Annotated in this window: 21 protein-coding genes; 12 read left to right on the top strand and 9 right to left on the bottom strand. The window is 40.0% G+C overall.

Going from position 1 to position 18,185, the window contains the following annotated elements:
• Positions 1-59: 59 nt before the first annotated feature.
• On the bottom strand, positions 60-1,484 hold the full coding sequence (locus HWE15_RS02890) for an ATP-binding domain-containing protein (RefSeq protein WP_290505991.1): 1,425 nt from the start codon (positions 1,482-1,484) through the stop codon (positions 60-62).
• A gap of 14 nt (positions 1,485-1,498) precedes the next feature.
• On the opposite strand from HWE15_RS02890, the gene HWE15_RS02885 reads away from it, so the two are divergent.
• The 4 genes from HWE15_RS02885 to coaD are packed head-to-tail and all read left to right on the top strand — an operon-like array spanning position 1,499 to position 3,930.
• On the top strand, positions 1,499-2,008 hold the full coding sequence (locus tag HWE15_RS02885) for an NUDIX domain-containing protein (RefSeq protein WP_290505990.1): 510 nt from the start codon (positions 1,499-1,501) through the stop codon (positions 2,006-2,008).
• Positions 2,009-2,060: 52 nt separating this feature from the next.
• Positions 2,061-2,642 carry a hypothetical protein gene (locus HWE15_RS02880; RefSeq protein ID WP_290505989.1) on the top strand — a complete coding sequence of 194 codons (582 nt, stop codon included), beginning with the start codon at positions 2,061-2,063 and terminating at the stop codon, positions 2,640-2,642.
• Positions 2,643-2,665: 23 nt separating this feature from the next.
• Complete coding sequence (locus tag HWE15_RS02875; RefSeq protein WP_290505988.1) at positions 2,666-3,472, top strand: DUF3822 family protein; 807 nt, start codon at positions 2,666-2,668, stop codon at positions 3,470-3,472.
• Positions 3,473-3,474: 2 nt separating this feature from the next.
• The gene (gene coaD, locus HWE15_RS02870) at positions 3,475-3,930 is read left to right on the top strand and encodes a pantetheine-phosphate adenylyltransferase (RefSeq protein WP_290505987.1); all 456 of its coding nucleotides are present in this window, start codon (positions 3,475-3,477) and stop codon (positions 3,928-3,930) included.
• Positions 3,931-3,933: 3 nt separating this feature from the next.
• On the opposite strand, the gene HWE15_RS02865 is transcribed toward coaD, so the two are convergent.
• Positions 3,934-4,638 carry an NUDIX hydrolase gene (locus tag HWE15_RS02865; RefSeq protein ID WP_290505986.1) on the bottom strand — a complete coding sequence of 235 codons (705 nt, stop codon included), beginning with the start codon at positions 4,636-4,638 and terminating at the stop codon, positions 3,934-3,936.
• A 104-nt stretch (positions 4,639-4,742) separates the two neighbouring features.
• Between HWE15_RS02865 and pyrE the strand changes: the two genes are divergently transcribed.
• Positions 4,743-5,387, top strand: a complete 645-nt coding sequence (gene pyrE, locus HWE15_RS02860; RefSeq protein ID WP_290505985.1) for an orotate phosphoribosyltransferase — start codon at positions 4,743-4,745, stop codon at positions 5,385-5,387.
• Positions 5,388-5,444: 57 nt separating this feature from the next.
• Here the strand turns inward: pyrE and HWE15_RS02855 are convergent, their stop codons facing one another.
• From HWE15_RS02855 to HWE15_RS02825, 7 genes are all read right to left on the bottom strand, one after another.
• Complete coding sequence (locus HWE15_RS02855; RefSeq protein WP_290505984.1) at positions 5,445-6,635, bottom strand: hypothetical protein; 1,191 nt, start codon at positions 6,633-6,635, stop codon at positions 5,445-5,447.
• A gap of 5 nt (positions 6,636-6,640) precedes the next feature.
• Positions 6,641-7,438, bottom strand: a complete 798-nt coding sequence (locus HWE15_RS02850) for a GMP synthase (RefSeq protein WP_290506208.1) — start codon at positions 7,436-7,438, stop codon at positions 6,641-6,643.
• A 74-nt stretch (positions 7,439-7,512) separates the two neighbouring features.
• Positions 7,513-8,631, bottom strand: coding sequence for a carboxylate-amine ligase (locus HWE15_RS02845; RefSeq protein ID WP_290505983.1), 1,119 nt, complete (start codon positions 8,629-8,631; stop codon positions 7,513-7,515).
• Positions 8,632-8,649: 18 nt separating this feature from the next.
• A complete protein-coding gene (locus tag HWE15_RS02840) occupies positions 8,650-9,606 on the bottom strand; it encodes a hypothetical protein (RefSeq protein WP_290505982.1) in 957 nt (318 codons plus the stop codon).
• 20 nt (positions 9,607-9,626) lie between these two features.
• On the bottom strand, positions 9,627-10,340 hold the full coding sequence (locus tag HWE15_RS02835) for an alpha/beta hydrolase-fold protein (RefSeq protein ID WP_290505981.1): 714 nt from the start codon (positions 10,338-10,340) through the stop codon (positions 9,627-9,629).
• A gap of 111 nt (positions 10,341-10,451) precedes the next feature.
• The gene (locus HWE15_RS02830; RefSeq protein ID WP_290505980.1) at positions 10,452-10,961 is read right to left on the bottom strand and encodes a hypothetical protein; all 510 of its coding nucleotides are present in this window, start codon (positions 10,959-10,961) and stop codon (positions 10,452-10,454) included.
• Between the two features lie 73 nt (positions 10,962-11,034).
• Positions 11,035-11,556 carry a gamma carbonic anhydrase family protein gene (locus HWE15_RS02825; protein WP_290505979.1) on the bottom strand — a complete coding sequence of 174 codons (522 nt, stop codon included), beginning with the start codon at positions 11,554-11,556 and terminating at the stop codon, positions 11,035-11,037.
• Between the two features lie 115 nt (positions 11,557-11,671).
• Here HWE15_RS02825 and HWE15_RS02820 point away from each other — a divergent pair, with 115 nt between their 5' ends.
• The 7 genes from HWE15_RS02820 (at position 11,672) to secG (ending at position 18,082) form a co-directional block, all read left to right on the top strand.
• Complete coding sequence (locus HWE15_RS02820; protein WP_290505978.1) at positions 11,672-12,394, top strand: YceI family protein; 723 nt, start codon at positions 11,672-11,674, stop codon at positions 12,392-12,394.
• Between the two features lie 68 nt (positions 12,395-12,462).
• Positions 12,463-13,566 (top strand): DNA polymerase IV, encoded by a 1,104-nt coding sequence (gene dinB, locus HWE15_RS02815; protein WP_290505977.1) that lies wholly within the window; start codon positions 12,463-12,465, stop codon positions 13,564-13,566.
• An 81-nt stretch (positions 13,567-13,647) separates the two neighbouring features.
• Positions 13,648-15,126, top strand: a complete 1,479-nt coding sequence (gene miaB / locus HWE15_RS02810; RefSeq protein ID WP_290505976.1) for a tRNA (N6-isopentenyl adenosine(37)-C2)-methylthiotransferase MiaB — start codon at positions 13,648-13,650, stop codon at positions 15,124-15,126.
• Positions 15,123-16,415 carry a sigma-54-dependent Fis family transcriptional regulator gene (locus HWE15_RS02805; protein WP_290505975.1) on the top strand — a complete coding sequence of 431 codons (1,293 nt, stop codon included), beginning with the start codon at positions 15,123-15,125 and terminating at the stop codon, positions 16,413-16,415. The genes miaB and HWE15_RS02805 overlap by 4 nt, the downstream gene beginning before the upstream one ends.
• Complete coding sequence (lptE, locus tag HWE15_RS02800; protein ID WP_290505974.1) at positions 16,399-16,941, top strand: LptE family protein; 543 nt, start codon at positions 16,399-16,401, stop codon at positions 16,939-16,941. Before HWE15_RS02805 ends, lptE begins: the two co-directional genes overlap by 17 nt.
• A 27-nt stretch (positions 16,942-16,968) precedes the next feature.
• Positions 16,969-17,718 (top strand): hypothetical protein, encoded by a 750-nt coding sequence (locus tag HWE15_RS02795; RefSeq protein WP_290505973.1) that lies wholly within the window; start codon positions 16,969-16,971, stop codon positions 17,716-17,718.
• 4 nt (positions 17,719-17,722) lie between these two features.
• Complete coding sequence (gene secG / locus HWE15_RS02790; protein WP_290505972.1) at positions 17,723-18,082, top strand: preprotein translocase subunit SecG; 360 nt, start codon at positions 17,723-17,725, stop codon at positions 18,080-18,082.
• The last annotated feature ends 103 nt before the right edge of the window (positions 18,083-18,185 follow it).

Below are 18,185 nucleotides of genomic sequence, written 5' to 3'. Positions count from 1 at the left end.
CAACTTTACATAGGTTATTCAAAATTCAGACCAAGGTTCTTTTCTCCGCGGAAAGATGCTTAAGCAAAAAATGCAGGCTGGAAATTTAAAAGGTACAATTCTTCCTTTGCCCGGGTGACTGCCGTATACAACCATCGAATGTAATCGCGATCTATTTGCTCTTCGGGTAGGTATCCTTGATCTACAAAAACCGCATCCCATTGCCCCCCTTGGGCTTTATGGCAAGTTAAGGCATACGCAAACTTGATTTGCAAAGCATTCAAATATGGGTCTTTTCGAATCAATTCCATTCGCTCATTTTTGGATGCTACATCTTGATAATCTTCAGCGACCTGATCATATAAACTTCGATATTGCTCTCGGGTCAAGGACGGAGCTGGTGAATACAGGGTATCCAACAGGACTTTGGCCTCAAAAGGAGGCTCCTCCTCATAATCCAATAAGCGCAACTCTAAAGTGGCAAATCGAAATCCATAAAGCTCTTCAAAATTCCGGATTTTCATGATCTCTACCATATCACCATTTGCCAAAAAACTCACCCGATCTGATTCCGCCATGTAGGTATAATTATTCTTTACAATCATTAAGAGATCACCTGTATCGATTTCATTTTCGAAAAAATGGATGATTCTTCGGATATATTGATTGTATTGAACAGCATTCTTATTAGATCGGGTTACAATGACTGTATTTTCGGTTCCATACTTATCATAAGCATAGCGAAGCCCATCTTCCAAACGCTCTCCTGTCATTCGGTAGATATCCGGAAAACCGGAAGTTCGTAATTGAATTGTGGGTTTATCGGTTTGTAGAAGCTGTCTAAGGTTCGTTGCATTTATCAATATTCCCGACTCTGTCCGTTGACGCATGACCTCCACCAATTCTACCTGGTCCGAAGAAAGTCGGAATTGTCTTAATAAATAACCTGATTCCAAGGCAGGACTGTAATTACTGCCTACCGGAGGGAGCTGCGCGGTATCGCCAACCAACATTAAGCGATTTCCCGTTCCACTGAACACAAATTGAATCAAGTCACCCAGCAAATTGCCTGACATTCCCCCATCATCCGCCAACATGGATGATTCATCCACAATAAATAAGGTATCCTTGAAATAGTTTTTCTGTAAGACAAATCCCAAACCAAGACCGGAAACCTCCCCTTTTGGCTTATAAATGATTTTATGAATGGTAAATGCTGCTCTTCCACTGTAATTGCTCATGACTTTCGCTGCTCGACCAGTAGGAGCTAATAAAAGGGAGCGCATGGAAAAGTGGGGAAGTACTTTAACCAAAGCGGAAATCAAACTCGTTTTACCAGTACCCGCATAACCTTTCAAGACAAATGTGGGCTTGTCCTTTGAATCCATCATTAGGAATTCATCCATCTTTAAAAAAAACTGATGCTGACCTTGAGTGGGCTCAAAGGGAAAATATTTTGAAAAAAACCGGGATGGCTTTACCTCAGCCTGCCTATCTTTACCCATAGAGACGAAGGTACATGACAACAGACAAAATCGGGAAGCAAATCGAATCAAAATTCGGAAACCGTCTCCGGACTCGGGTAAATGGAATCCTTATCAAGGATGAAAAAATACTTATGGTTCGCCACCAAATGGGTGATCAGCAGGAATTCTGGTCGGTACCAGGAGGAGGCATGCGCTTCGGATCTGATGCATCCACGAATCTTCAGCGAGAATTTTTAGAAGAAACAGGCTTAGAAGTGCAGGCAGAAAAATTTTTGTTTGTCCACGAGTTTCTTCAACCACCTCTTCATGCAATTGAATTGTTTTTTGAGGTCAAACATTTAGGTGGAGAAATGCAATTAGGGAAGGATCCTGAACTTGAAGGACTGCAGCAAATCTTGACAGCAATAGAATGGTTAAGCCTATCCGAAATCCAAAAAATCCCTAAAAAATCCCTCCATCAGGTATTTTGGGGAATTAAATCCCTTGAAGATATAGGATTGTGGAAAGGATATTTTAATTTTGAAAATAAATACCTAAAATAGCACGGTTTAAAAACACCATCAACCTTACCTAGATTTTAAAATTCTAACTAAAATGAATCTAACCAAAGTACTTTCCTTCGTCTTCTTGCTGGCAGCCTTAGGTCTCGGATATCTCCTATGGAAAGGAGTCGATGACGTCGTTGAAGAAGAAAAAAGAATCGCGCTTGTAGAAGCAGCTATTATCGAAAAACTTCAAATGCTTCGAGACGCCCAACTAGCTTATGAAGCTTCCAACGGAAAATATGCCTCAACTTGGGATAGTTTAAAAACCTTTATCACTGAAGGTGAAATCTGGTTGATCCAGCGAACTGAAACTACCAAATTGTTGGATTATGGTAAGGAAGAAACTACCGTTACTTTCGATACCTTGGGATCTGTACCTGTAATTGATTCCCTATTCAACGAGCGGAAATATCCTGACTTTAATTTAGAAGCTTTGGCAGTAGTTCCAGGTTCAGGAGGAAAAGTGTTCGAATTCTTCGCAGACAAAATCGAGCGAAACAATTATCAGATCAACGTATTCGAAATTCGTGATCCAGCTCCGATCAACCCAGAGCGAAGATTAAACAATAACGAAAAAGCTTTACGCGTAGGATCCAGAACTGACGCTTCTACTGAAGGTAACTGGAAATAATCCCAGCGATTTTGGAAACCACTTTGAAAGTTTTTAAGAGTGATAAGTTTGATGTGGAAGACACGGCGAGCTTATCACTTTTTTTATACCCTGATTTTTTAGCAATATTCGCCAAGGATCAAAACCAAGCGAATACTGGGATACACTTTTATCCTGATTTTGAATGGGATAGACTCGAAAAGCTGATCATCTCAGATCCTTTGCTTAAAAATGATCTACCGCTTCAGGTTTATGTTCATCAACCTGGTTTTAGTCTAGTCCCTGGAGTCCTATACGCCCCTGAAAATGACGAGAAATATTTAGAATTTATTCAAGAATTGCCCCCACAGGCTCATTTCTTTCACACCCCGCTCGATAGCAACAATCTGCAAATCGTCTCTTTTGTCGATGAAAAATTAAAAAAATCACTGCAGGCACGATTCACAGAAATCACATTTTCTCACGGGGCCTGTTCCTTCCTTTCTTATCTATTCAAGGAGCGGTTCAATTTGATTGGCCAAGAAATATTAGTCAATTTATTTGGTCGAAAAATGTACCTAGCGGCATTTACGGATCAAGAATTAAGTACTTTCAATATGTTTGATATACCCACAGATGAGGATTTTTTGAAATATATTCTCATCCTAATCAAACAACTGAAATACTCCCCGAAGCACGTTAGAATCACAATTTATGGATTACCCCAAAAATCCTCTATTACAGAGGAATGGGCAAAGCAGTACTTCCATCATGTGCGGATCTTGACTCCACATGCCAATCAAAATTACTCACATGGATTCAAAAGAATCAAAGATCTTGGTTTGTTTGAAGTTTCATGGCAACACCTGTAAGTATGAAAAAAGTAGCCATCTTTCCCGGAACTTTTGACCCCTTCACAATGGGACATCATGACATCGTCCAACGAAGTCTAAACTTATTTGATGAGGTCATCATCGGAATCGGCTACAATTCGACCAAAAAGAACCGGTATTTTGATATTGATATGATGGTGGAAAAGATCGAATCGGTTTATGCTGACGACTCCAAAGTGAAAGTGATCGTATATAACGAACTCACCTCCACGTTGGCCAAAAAACATGGCGCGAAATTTTTGATTCGAGGCTTGAGAAATACAACCGATTTCGAATATGAAAACACCATTTCTCAAATGAACCGGTATTTAAATGAGGAATTGGAAACAGTATTCTTAATCACTTCTCCCGAATTTGCAGCAATCAGCTCGACGGTAATCCGGGAAGTTCACCGCTATGGGGGTGAAGTGAATGAATTCCTGCCTTATCCTATATAAGGATCAAGTTTTAGAAGTTTTTTTCCCTTCCGGAGAAATAAAATATGACTTTAAAACCTGCTTAAACAGCCACCTCATGGAAGGGTAAGAATTAATTAAGGCAGTCTTTGCTTCAGGGACTCTAAACCACCGTATATCTTCGATGCCTTCTTCCTTTTGTGGAGTCATTTTACGATCGTCTACACAGTCCATTGCATACCAATAAGTCTTTTTCAAAATACTTTTTCGATCCTGCATGTAGGTATGCCAAGTATTACAAATAGGCTTTCCCAATCGGACTGAAATAGCACATTCTTCTTCTACTTCTCGGACTGCGCAAGCCTCTGGAGTTTCCCCTTTGTCAAACTTCCCTTTGGGAAAATCCCATTTCCCTAAGCGATGGATTAGTAAAACCTGCTCTTGTTTCATCACAACCCCACCTGCAGCCTTCACAATGAAAAAGCGGCTTTTCACAAAATCACGAAGCTGTTTTTTGGACTTGGTTACCAAAGTAATCGAATCCAATTCCCGAAGCTTTCGGGTCCTCAATTGATACAAAATACGGATCACCAAATCAAAGGAGGGCTCATGAAATAATAAATCATCCTGCCACTCAGAAGCTGGAGGTAATTCCTCTGGATCGGTAAAAATCCCATCAAACTTTTTGGTCTTTGGCAGTTCGGAGTAGCTGATCAAATCCAAAGGCTTATCGTTGATAAAAATTCGCATGAAGAGCTAAATCAATTCGTTTGTTTGGTATGCAATGGATCAAAAATGCATAAAATTTTTCCCGAGTCCAATTAGAAGCTGATGCTTTCCCTTATTTTTGAAATATGGAAATCATATCCCAAGAAATAGCCGCAGAAGTCGCCGATCAATTACTGCAGATCGAAGCCATCAAACTTCAACCCAAGCAACCTTTTACATGGGCTTCCGGATGGAAATCCCCCATTTATTGCGATAATCGATTATCTCTTTCTTTCCCGAAAGTTAGAAATCTAATCCGCGACTCACTCACCCGAGCAATTCAACATTGCTTTCCTGAAGTCGAGTCAATTGCAGGTGTAGCGACCGCAGGAATCCCCCAAGGAGCCCTATTGGCAAATGAATTAGAGTTACCTTTTCTTTATGTGCGCTCCAAACCAAAAGGACATGGTATGGAGAATATGATCGAAGGGAAAGTAGTGAAAGGACAAAAAGTGGTGGTAGTTGAGGACTTGGTTTCCACTGGCGGAAGTTCGTTAAAAGCAGTAGAGGATCTTCGGAAGGCTGGATTCGAAGTATTGGGAATGGTAGCCATTTTTAGCTACGGATTCCCGGTTGCTTCTGAGAATTTCGAAAAGGCTGGGGTTCGATTGGCTGTTCTTTCTCATTACGAGGCCTTACTTCCCCGAGCTGTTCAGAAAAAATATATCGATGACGAAGCACTAAAGTCCCTTAAAGTCTGGAGAGAAAACCCATCTCAATGGACTCCTTAAAAAACAAAAGCCGAATTAATCGGCTTTTTTTATGCATTATTTTATTGGGTAGTAGAATTATTTTTGAAACAAACCAATAGAGGCTCCCACCCAATCTTTGTCTTTATTATACTTCACTCCAATCATTTCACCACGACTCAATCTAGCCAAATTCCCAACCAAAGTAGGAGATTCATCTTCTTCAGGCCATATCGCCAAAATCCGGATTTCCACCTTCACATTACCGTTTGGAGCTTGAATGACCGGTGAATAGGTCACTTTTTTCTGAAACATAAACTGATCCGGATATTTTAAATTGGTGATATCTGAAGGTTTAACATGAAAAATCACTCCTGTACCCGAAAATGAAAAAAGGGATTTCAGCACATAATTATCCAAATCTTCAGGGATTTCTTTCAGTTCACTCATGAGTGTACTGTCAATGAAATAAGGCCCCTCCAAGTGTGGCAAAATAAACTTCGAAATCCGAGTGTACCAATTTGGGTGTCCGGCCCATTCGACGTCCAAATCATCCAAAAAACTAAAATTCATTTTCAGGTCTAGACGAGAATTTAATTCATCAAAAATGACCCGATTATAAATTCGTTTAATCTGGATTTTATTTCCTTCCGCATCCTTGTAATACAATTTTCTACCCTCTTTCTCTATTTCTGTCACGCAACAAACAGGAATACCCAAATCTCTTCGACAATAATAGAAGTCAATCTTGGTATTTTGATTTTCCGGTTCAATTTCCAACAACACCACTTCTTTTGGATCAAATTTTCCCAAGATGGTTTTTCGAAGTAGATCCAGATAAGTTGTCTCATTCAACCCACTTAGGTAGGGAGTGTAATTTTGTAGAAAAGGATAAACGGATCGGAGTTTTTGGAATAGATTATACTGAAAATTAAAAACGGTAGGAAAACCTTGAACTTCAATTAGTTTGGGTAAAATCTCCCCGTTTTCCTCGCAAATCCCAAAGTCAATTGCCAAAAATTGGGTATGAGCATCTTCATTGGGAACCTCGGTATTTAGGTCCAATGCCTGTTGAGTTAATTTTTTAAAATCGGATCGTTTAAGAAAAGAAATAAGTTCCTGGCATGCTTCCAGAAGTTGCTCTTTCAGTTTTTCTGAAATAAAAAAGGGAGTCTCTGCAACTCTAAATGCTGGAAGAAAATCGAAATCTTTTTGTATACTTTTCAGAAGCTCCTGGTACTTTTCTTGCGAAAAAGCAGCATTAAATTGCTGACGACTTGATGAGATCATATGGGTTAAATCAAGGCTTTCGATTTTTTTTGATTTCGTATTTGATGGACACTTTGCCTCAAAAAATTTGGAATTAACTCCTCATTGGTACGGTAAATCTTATCTTCATCCACCAAGTGCTCGATCATGTCTCGGAATTTGGCCTTTCCTTTCAAATCAATAATTTTTTCTCGGACTTCTGGTTTTTTCAAATGCTCCAAGAAAGAAACAGGATCGGCTTCCGGGTGAAATTGAGTTCCTACGATTTCATCTGTAAATCGAATCCCCATTATTGCACGCTCATATTCCACGTGATTCCGGATTTTTTCAAGAGCTATAATTTTCGCTCCCAAATGAGTAAACTTCCGTTTATGAGGTTGAACAACTTGATAATCTCTACTATCCACAGCCCAAAAAGGATTTTCCAAATTATTGAATAAGGGGTCCGTCAATCCCTCCTGAGTTTTATGAATAGTCATTACTCCGAAAGAAGTAGATTTCCGTTTGGTGATCTCTCCCAAACCAAAATGCTTACAAGCCATTTGGAATGAATGACAGATCAGGAGCAGGTATTTTTTAGCAGTATGATTTTGATTCCAAATCCAAACTTGATCTAAGAAATCATAGTATTTGATTTCCCAATCCCCATTTCCTTCCAATGGATTCCCCGGGCCTCCTGTGGAAATGAAAAGATCAAAATCAGTAATCTCTGGAAGCTCAGCCTTTCCTCTCACATCAAAAATCTTGAATGTAATATCTTGGTGAAACCTCCCCAGAATATCCTGAATGCATCGCATCCCCTGGTTTGGCTCCCCATCATACATATCCAAAATGGCCAAATGAATTTTTGATTTTCCCACAACGTCTACTTTTTAGGCCTCAAAGGTACTGGAATTCCTTAAATCCCTTCGGTAAATTTACCAGTGATAAAATCAACCACTTTCGTCAAATCCTGGGTTTCTTCATATACCTTCAGCTGTTGATCTGCTCCCGTTCCATTTTTTAGGATTTGGTGAACATAATTCACCTCTTCTCTACTGCCAAGTTCATCAACTACATCATCGATAAAATCCAACAGCTCCATAATTAAATCTACGGTTGGCACTTCCTGTTTCTTGCCAAAATCGATCAACTTTCCCTCAATACCGTTTCGCGCAGCACGGAATTTATTTTCCCGAATCAGCGCAATTCTGTAGACATTGTACGAAATGTTGCTCATGATCAATTTGTACAATTTGGCGACTACAGCCTGAATTAGCGCCACAATACAAGTGGTTTCCTCAACTGTCAGGCACATATCGCAAATTCGGAATTCAATGGTACTAAAGAAGGGATGCATTCGAAGGTCCCACCAGATTTTTTTGGGATTGTCTATGCAGTTCGTCTTTACCAAAGTTTCCAAAAAATTGTCGTAAGACTGTACGGAATCAAAGTATTCCGGCAATCCTGTCCTCGGAAATTTGGCAAAAACCTTAGCTCTAAATGCTTTAAAACCAGTATTTCTTCCTTCCCAAAAAGGGGAATTGGTGGTCAGGGCATAAATATGTGGCAGAAAATAACAAGCCTGATTCATGACTTGGAGAGCCACTTCCCGACTTTCGATACCAACATGCACATGAAGACCAAAAATCAAGTTTGATCGTGCAATATCCTTTAGCTCGTCTACTATCGTATGATATCGGGGATCATCAGTTATCTCTTGGTCTTGCCATTTTGAAAAAGGATGGGTACTGGAGGCTCCTACAATTAAACCTTGTTGAGCAGCGAGTTCGGAAATTTTATTTCTCAAAAAGGCTACTTCTTTTCGGGCCTCTTGGACATTTTGACAAATATTTGTTCCAACTTCCACAACGGATTGATGCATCTCCGCTTTTACTTGTTCGCGTAGCTGAATCTTTCCTCCATCCACTATTTTGGACATATGAGACCGCAGATCCCTTGTCGTCGGGTCAATGATCTGATATTCTTCTTCTACCCCAATTGTAAACTGAGGTAATTTCTTGATTACTGCACACATAAAAAGTGAGTTTTAATTCTAAAAACGTTTGGTTGCCTCCACAGCATTTCTCATGAAAGTTCCCCAGGTCAAATTCATTTTCCCCGGCTTCTGAGCTTTAGCATAACGAATGGCCATATTCGCAGCTTCTTCAACCACCCATTCAAAATTTTCCTGACCTACAGAATTTACATCAGCATCTGGTGCAGGATTTCCAAAATCAATTGCATACGGAATCCCATCCCGCACAGCAAACTCGACAGTATTGAAATCATACCCCAAGCCTTTGCAAAGAGTGAGCGTATATTCTTTCACTTTCGCCAAAAGCTTCTTCGAAGCAGGCGCACGATCGACCACATAGCGGAGATGATGAGGGTTTCTAGGCTCGTATTCCATGATTCTTACTGCCTTTCCTCCTAGGCAATACACCCTGAAATATTCATCAAAGACAATTTCTTCCTGAAGTAACATGACCAATTGACCTGTTTCTGGATGTTTTTGGAAAAACTCCTCCTTATTTTCAAGCCGATAGACATTTTTCCAACCGCCTCCCGCATAGGGCTTCATGTAGGCAGGAAATCCTATGTAATTGAAAATCCCTTCCCAATCCAAAGGGGCAACAAGATTTCGAAATGATTTGGCCGTTGTATCAGTAGGATGCTCCGCTGATGGTAGAATCACTGTTTTTGGAAGAGGTACACCCAATTGATCAGCTAGGCAATTATTGAAAAACTTATCATCAGCGCTCCACCAAAAAGGGTTATTGATTACGGCGGTACCTGTCAAGGCCGCATTTTTCAAATAAGCACGGTAAAATGGAACATCTTGTGAAATCCGGTCAATGATTACTGCATATTCGGTCAGTTCATTCTGAATCACTTTATCAATTTTGACAGCCTCCGCTACAATTCCCTTTTCCGCCTTTTGATTTACCCTGTCGATAAAGGCTTGCGGAAAGGTGTCTTCCATTCCGAAAAGTATTCCGATCTTTTTCATAATTCCTTGATATAAAATTTCTAATCAAACTTAATTCTACTCAAATAATGTGGAAACATTTCTTTCCAAACGTCCCAATCATGAACTCTGTCTTGGCGGATATCCAGCCAGTGTGGAACTTGCTTCTTATTAAGTACATCTGCCAACTTTAAATTGGCATCAAAGCAAATATCCCAATTGGAAGTTCCCAATACGATATCCATATTCCAAAGCTCATGATCATTCAATCCAGGCAGGTATTCTAGCGGACTGTTGTAGTAAATATCGTCATGATTGTAGCCATCCATGAAATTACGGATATGGAAGGCACCGGACATACTAAACATATGGCTCACATAGCCTGGATGCCGGAAGGCAAAATTAGCGGCATGATACCCTCCAAAGCTGCAACCTGCCACCACCACTTTTGCTGTACCGGTGTTAAGTCGGATCCGCTCCACCAGTTCATGGCAAATCATTTTGTCATACGCTACATGATTTTGGATCCGTTGATGAGGGTGGACATTTTTATTGTAAAAACTTTGAGCGTCGTTACTTTCCGGGCAATAAATTTGGATCAATCCCTGTTCAATAAACCATTGAGCAGAGCCAATTAGCCCCATATCCTTGTTTTCGTGAAATGATCCTTTGGAAGTTGGAAAGACTACTACGGGATACCCCGCATGCCCAAAAACTAACATCTGCACTTCCCTTTGAAGATGGGGGGAGTACCATTTAAAATATTCTTCTTTCATAAAGTGATTGAAATCGCCTCCCGAGTCGGAAACTAAAGGAAAAACTATTCAAAATATCTGGAAATGCAAAGCAACTACATTTTCAGATAAGAAATTAAACCCAATGTTAATTTAAGATGTGGATGAGGTGGAAAATTTTTCAGAAAAATCGTAGCGCCAAATCCCCCACAATATCGTCAAAACCATTACACCAACCGACAGCCATTTCAAAGTGGTAAAGGCGGAAGCAATTAGTGTCATCATGCGGTTCGGCTCTGGGAAAATTTTCAATAAACGCAATACCATTAGATTTTCAAAAAAATCGAAAACAGCTACCAAAAAAGGGAGCAAAAGTAGATTTCTTGAACTCCATAATCGATACAAAACCCCTCCAAAAAACAGACTGTAAACAATCATATATGGGAAATCCAATGCCCAAATTCCAAATCGGTAAAATTTTCGAGTATCCAAATCCATCGCCGAAAGAGCTTGATAGGCCTCTGAAAATGTATAGGCAAATTTCAGATCCAAGGCATAATCCTTCGGCATGAAGAATGAAAGTGATAGATTTAGCGATAACATCAGAAAAAATAGCAAAGCCAATATTTTCCCTTTACAAACAAAATTTAATGAGGTTTTCATAAAAAAATGAGTTGAAAAACGATCTGAAATTACTAAAAATCAACGGCTTAAGAAAGCTAAAGTTTCATGAAATCTACTTTTCTTCAAACCATTTTGAATACATGGGATAATTTCTTGCGGTGCGTAGTATTACCTGTTCCATTTCTGGACCTATAGCTTTCACTTTTTTGGCAGGCATCCCAGCGTAAATTGAATTTGGTTCCACGATTGTATTAGCTAGTACAACTGCTCCTGCGGCAATTACAGCCCCGGAATGGACCACTGCCCCGTCCATTACAATTGCTCCCATCCCTATCAAAACCCGATCATGAATTGTACATCCATGAACGATTGCATTGTGGGCGATGGATACTTGATTCCCAATATACGTTCCTGCCTTTTGATAAGTACAATGAATCACGGCACCATCTTGAATATTGGTTTGATTCCCAATTCGTATTTCATGAACATCTCCTCGAATTACTGCATTGAACCAAACGGTACACTCATCTCCCATGACTACATCTCCAACAACGGTGGCATTGGGAGCTAGCCAGCAAGACTCTCCAAAAACTGGCTTTTTACCATTTATTTCCATGATTAAGGCCTCTTTCATAATTCGCATAATTAGTGAAAAACAAATTTTAATTTTTTTTCGGACTTATAAACTTTTTCTAGAAATTTGCGTTCTGTGTCTATACATTAATTAGGAAACTAAATCTAAAACAACTATGAAATTGATCGCTAAATCAGGCCTATTTGTAGCCGCAACCCTATTGATGGTGGCTTGTGGTGGACCAAGTGAAACTGTAGAAACTTCTGAAGCACAAGAAGTAGCTGAAGCAACTGGTCAAACTTTAACCTTGGATCCAAATGCCACAACAATCTCTTGGGCAGGATACAAGCCAGCAGGAAAGCATTTCGGTAAAATCCCAGCAACAACCGGAACTCTTTCTGTAAATGGAGAAGAAATCACTGGTGGTTCATTCACCTTTGATATCACTGGTTTGAAGATTGAAGATTTGGAAGAAGGATCTGAAAACTATGGAAAGTTGTGGGGTCACTTGCAATCTGCTGATTTCTTTGATGCAGAAAATCACCCTACCGCTACTTTTGAAATCACTGGTGTGGAAGTTTTCAATGCAGAGGATGTAATTACTGACAAGGAAGAATTCGTTACTGAATTCACCCCTGCTTCTAATAGCGAACTTTCACCTGAGGCTCCTACTCATTGGATCAGCGGAAACTTGACCATGAGAGGAACTTCTAAAAACATCAAATTCCCTGCAGCAGTTTCTATTGAAAACGGGATCGTGACTGCTAAAGCAGGATTCAACATCGACCGGACTGCATGGGGCCTTTCCTATGGAGACGAGGCAAATGCGGTGGACAAAGCAAAAGACCAATTCATCTACAACACGGTTTCTTTGCAGTTGGATGTAAAAGCAAACTAAGACTTACTAAACCAACGAATAGAAAGGGAATTCTTCGGAATTCCCTTTTCTGTTTATATTGGTTGATCATGGATTCCATTCCGCATTCCGAAACCAAACTCCGAAAAATCATTCATGTGGACATGGATGCCTTCTATGCTTCCGTGGAGCAATTAGATCACCCGGAATGGCGAGGAAAACCCCTTGTGGTTGGTGGAAATGCAGCTAGAGGAGTTGTAGCTGCTGCAAATTATGAGGCACGAAAATACGGGATTCATTCTGCCATGTCATCGGTTTTGGCTGCCCGAAAATGCCCACATTTGATTTTCGCAAAAGCTAGATTCGAGCGATACAAAGAATTATCAGGTCAGATCCGTGAAATTTTCTACGAATACACCGATTTGGTTGAGCCACTATCTTTGGATGAGGCGTTTTTGGATGTGACTGAAAATAAAAAAGGGCTCAAATCCGCCATCCTGATTGCCAGGCAAATCCGAGAAAAGATCAAAGAAAAAACAGGACTCAATGCCTCTGCAGGGGTTTCATATAATAAATTTTTAGCAAAAACAGCCTCAGATCTGAATAAACCCAATGGCCAAGCGGTTATTCTTCCTGAGGAGGCAGAGGCATTCCTAGAAAAATTACCCATCCATAAGTTTTTTGGTATTGGAAAAGTAACTGCTCAGAAAATGGAGAAGCTGGGTATTTTTAATGGAAAGGATCTAAAAGAATACTCACTTCAATTTCTAACCAAAAAATTCGGGAAATCAGGACTTCATTACTACAATATCGTGAGAGGAATTCATCTTTCAGAAGTCCAACCTAATCGGATTCGGAAATCCTTAAGTGCCGAAAACACCTTCGAAAAAGACCTTATTACTCCAGGAGAAATGGAAGAGGGTCTTCAACCAATTTTTGAAGAAGTCATTCGCAGGATCAAGAAAAGTGGCATAAAAGGACGAACCATTACCCTAAAAATCAAATTTTCTGATTTCACCATCCAAACTCGCAGCAAAACTTTAGAACAATACCCTGATGAAAAAACCATCTGGGAAGTGGGATTGAAACTTCTCCGACAAGAAGAAATCCTAAAACCAATACGATTACTTGGATTAGGCCTTTCCAACTTAAACATTACCGAAGAACAAATTCATTTTGGGGAGCAATTAAAGATTCAATTTGAAAAATCTTGAATTGCGGTTAGAATAAATGGATACTTCTCTGCCATTTTGTCCGATTTTTAGTAATTTCGCATCTTCAAAATTGAGAATTGAATGGATCAACTGATCAAAGACATTGATATTATCTCCGGAGAGGAAGCGCAAGCAGTGGATTATAAAACCACCCCAGAAGAGAATACCGGAAAAACCAAAAAAATCTACATCGAAAGCTACGGTTGCCAGATGAATTTTTCTGATTCTGAAATTGTAGCTTCTATCATGAAAGAGAACGGCTACGATACCACTGCCGACTTTCAGCAAGCTGACGTGGTTTTTTTGAACACTTGTTCAATCCGAGAGAAAGCTGAACAAACGGTTCGCAATCGCCTCAATCATTTCAATGCAGTTAAGAAAACTAAACCAGACATGACGATCGGCGTCTTGGGCTGTATGGCAGAGCGATTGAAGGACAAATTGCTGGAAGAGGAAAAAATTGTTGACGTGGTCGTAGGTCCTGACGCATACCGAGATCTACCCAATCTCGTAAATGCTGCAGAGGATGGCCGAAAAGGAGTTAATACGTTTCTTTCAAGAGAAGAAACCTACGCAGATATTGCCCCGGTCCGTCTCAATTCAAATGGAGTAACCGCATTTATTTCAATCATGCGTGGTTGTGATAACATGTGCTCTTTCTGCGTGGTGCCTTTTACAAGAGGCCGAGAAAGAAGCCGGGATCCACATTCCATTGTGGCCGAAGCTCGCGATTTATTTGAAAGAGGATATCGTGAAGTGACTTTATTGGGACAAAATGTAGATTCCTACAAATGGTCTCCTGAAGAAAACAACAAAGCACGATTAAATAAAAAGGAAGAAGAAGTCAGCCAAGTTGTAAACTTCGCCAACCTCCTGGAAATGGTTGCCCAGGTGAATCCTTTACTTCGTGTAAGATTCTCTACCTCTCATCCTAAGGATATTACAGATGAGGTACTTTACACTATGAAAAAGTACGACAACATTTGTAAATACATTCACCTCCCAGTTCAATCCGGAAACAGCCGGGTTTTGGAATTGATGAACCGTACCTATGATCGGGAATGGTATCTCGATCGGGTCAAGGCGATCCGTGAAATATTAGGGGATGAATGTGGGATTTCCTCTGATATGATCGCCGGATTCTGTACTGAAACAGAAGAAGAGCACAAAGACACCTTGACATTGATGGATATCGTCAAGTATGATTTCTCCTACATGTTCTACTATTCTGAACGTCCGGGAACTTTGGCTGCCAAGAAATATACCGATGATATTCCTTTAGATGTAAAAAAACGCAGACTGAACGAAATCATCGAGAAGCAAACCCAACTTTCATTAGAGCGTAATAAACTGGATATCGGAAAAGAGCAAATTATCTTGATTGAAGGAACATCCAAAAAATCAGAATTCGAATTGAAAGGACGTAACTCAGCCAATAAGGTCGTCATCGTCCCTTCAGAAGGACTGAAGTTAGGAGATTATGTAAAAGTAAAAATCAAGGATTGCACTGCAGCTACCCTATTTGGGGAAGTCATTGAGATAAATCCAGCCGTAGCATGATCACTCCTGCAGAAATACAAAGTGTCAAACAGCGATTTGGCATCATTGGCAATAGCCCGCTTTTGAATCACGCCATTCAGGTCGCGATGCAGGCTGCTCCTACAGATATGACTGTTTTGATTACTGGGGAAAGTGGAAGTGGAAAGGAAAGTTTTTCGAAAATCATTCATTCCCTCTCCCTTAGAAAACACGGAAAATTTATTGCTATCAACTGTGGAGCCATTCCCGAAGGAACTATAGATTCCGAGCTTTTTGGCCACGAAAAGGGTTCTTTTACTGGTGCCCACGAAGCTCGAAAAGGATATTTTGAAGTAACAGATGGAGGATCCATTTTCTTAGATGAAATTGGAGAAATGCCTTTGGGAACGCAAGCCCGACTTCTACGGGTGTTAGAAAATGGCGAATTCATCAAAGTCGGTTCCTCCAAAGTTCAGAAAACCAATGTTCGTGTCATTGCTGCTACCAATGTCAATTTGATGCGGGCTGTTGAAAAAGGGAAATTCCGGGAAGATTTGTATTACAGATTGAATACCGTTCCCATTTTCGTACCCCCTCTACGAGAAAGAGGAGAAGATGTAGTACTATTATTTCGAAAATTCACCTCCGACTTCTCGGAAAAATATCGTGTGAAGCCTATTAGCCTGGATACCAATGCACAGGCTTTACTGATGCGCTATCCATTTCCGGGCAACATTCGTCAATTGAAAAATATTGCTGAGCAGGCATCTCTTCTAGAACAAAACAGGGAGGTCGATGCACAGACTCTTTCCAAGTATTTACCAACTGATAACAGCAGGCTTCCCATGCCAATTCCTGCCGGAAGTTCAGGAGGAGAATCCATGGATTTTTCTGAACGAGATCTGCTGTATAAGGTCCTTTTTGATATGAAAAAGGACATGAACGAGTTGAAAAAATTGGTATTGGACACCTATAAAAGCGGAGGACTGAGTCAAAGTATTATCCAAAAGCATAGTGAGCTTTTTGAGGATCTGGACACCGGCATACCTGTCAAGGAACCGAAAGAAACCAGCCCTAATTATCCACTCCCCTTGGTTTTGGAAGCTCAAAAACCAAGCAATGGAAATTCGGAGGAATATGAGGAAGAAGCCATTGAGGATATACTTCACGAAGAAGATGATAATTCACTTTCTTTGGAGAAAAAAGAAAAAGAAATGATCATCAAAGCGCTTCGAAAGCATAATAACAAGCGAAAATATGCCGCGAATGATTTGGGAATTTCGGAGAGGACCCTTTACAGAAAGATCAAACAATATGAAATTGATCAATAGATTTTTAGTATTGCTTTCTATAATTGTTCTTGGAGTTGGAATTAACGGATGTTCTGTTAGTTACAGCTTTACGGGAACCAATATCAATTATGAAGAGGTACAGACCTTTTCAGTGGATAATTTTTTCAATGATTCAGGAGGAGGCCCTGCAAATATGGAACAGCGTTTCACCGAATCCCTAAAAGAGTTTTACCAACGGAACACCCAATTGGAATTAGTCCGCACCAACGGGGACTTGCAATTTTCGGGAGCGATCAAGCGCTATACCTTGACGCCACAGGCAGTGGTGTCCAGCGGAAACCCAAACTTACCCGATCGAGCAGGTCAAATGCGATTGACTATTTCAGTAGAAGTAGAATATATCAATCAAACGAACGAGGAAGAAAACTTGAAGCAAAACTTCTCCTTTTTCCAGGATTATGACCCAAGGACCACAACCCTTTTGGATGTGGAAGATCGATTGATCGAGGAAATTTTCAAGAATATCATCCAAGATATTTTCACTGCAACCGTGGCAAATTGGTAAAATCCCTATATTGAAAAAAAACTTGAAGTGAACGCCAATCAATTCAAAGAAATACTAAAAAGGGCCGATAAGCTAGAGAAATCGGATGTGCTATTGCTACGGAAAATACAGGAGAATTTCCCCTATTTTCAGATTCCGCATGTATTGATTTCTAGATATGAAATCCAAAAGTCCCCTAGAAAACATTCTGATTCCTTGAGCTGGGCAGCTATTACTAGTCCAGACCGTATTTGGCTTAAGGCTTTACTTGAAAATGAAGTTCCCATTCAGGAAACAAGGCCTAGCGTTGATATTCTTCCAGAGAAACCAAAAGAAAAACTAGACCTTGCTGATCGCACTGCAAGCCTGGTTCAACTGGATGAAAAACTCAAAAAGAAATCTGAGGAATCAAGTCCGAAAGAAGAAAAACCTAAACAAAAGGCCCGCAAACGGAAATCAAACCCCGATGATCTAATTGAATCAATCAAGAAAAAAGAAAAAAAGAAAATTCTTGACTCCAAAAAAAAGGAGCAAATCGATTTGATTAAAGCATTCAGCAAAAAGGATATCAAATTGGCAACCATCCGGGAAATCGAAGCCAATCAAAACAATGAAAACCTTGCAGAAAGCAGTACTAAAATCAAAGAAGAATTGATCACCGAATCATTTGCGAAGCTTCTGATCAAACAAGGTAAAAAAGAAAAAGCCCTCCAAATTTATGAGAGCTTGAGTTTGAAGTTTCCAGAGAAATCAACTTACTTTGCGGACTTAATTGAAAAACTGAAAAACTCCAAATAATTATATGTTCACTTTCCTGATTTCCGTCATTCTAATTTTGGCCGTTTTATTAATCTTGGTCATTTTGGGACAAAATTCTAAAGGTGGCGTTGGTGCTGCTTTCGGAGGTAGTGCTTCTCAAATCATGGGAGTAACTCGAACCGGCAATGTTTTAGAAAAGGCAACTTGGATTTTAGCAATCTCCATTTTGGTGTTGTCTTTGGCCTCTTCCGCATTCTATAGCAGTCCAGAAGCGAATCAATTCCAGTCTCCAAATATTGAAAGTGCTAAACAACAAGTAGTAGCTCCTGCCTTTGGTGACCAAGAGTCTCAAAGCATTCTTCCTACAGAAGAGACAACTCCTGATTCGACAGAGAATCAATAATAAAAGTTAAAACCAATAAAAATTGAAGTCCGTCTTTCAAAAGGCGGACTTTTTTTTGTACTTTCATCAAAACCGTTTTTTGCGGATTAAAATCACCCGTTTT

It is taken from the genome of Algoriphagus sp. (genome assembly GCF_013373065.1).
GTDB lineage: Bacteria > Bacteroidota > Bacteroidia > Cytophagales > Cyclobacteriaceae > Algoriphagus.
Note: the sequence above shows the minus strand (reverse complement) of the source record. Positions and strands in the feature narration are given on the sequence as shown.